The sequence below is a fragment of the Chryseobacterium sp. SIMBA_029 genome (assembly GCF_046535275.1).
GTDB lineage: Bacteria > Bacteroidota > Bacteroidia > Flavobacteriales > Weeksellaceae > Chryseobacterium.
The window spans coordinates 1-236 of record NZ_JAWRXA010000838.1 but is presented as its reverse complement, the minus strand read 5'-3'; the positions used below and the strand labels follow the sequence as shown (position 1 = coordinate 236).

At 64.8% G+C, this 236-nt stretch carries 1 protein-coding gene; it reads right to left on the bottom strand.

Annotated features, from left to right (window positions below; translation table 11 throughout):
- On the bottom strand, positions 1 to 236 hold a 236-nt coding region (locus SB679_RS26235; protein WP_410705350.1), incomplete at both ends, for a hypothetical protein.

Below are 236 nucleotides of genomic sequence, written 5' to 3'. Positions count from 1 at the left end.
ACAGCGCCGCCTTTTGCAACAGACGCGCATAGGCCAGGCTGTCGGTCACACCGGCATGCAGCAACCAGCGCGGCAACTCACTGCGCAGGCGTTGCTGCACGTCACTCAAGGGCGCTACGAACCAATGCCGGGGTTGGGTGATGGCGACCAGTAGCGCCTGGTACTGCTCCACCGAGCGCGGCACACAGGGGTTGAGACTCTCGAGGGCACGCAGTTGGCGTTGCAGGTAGCTGGCG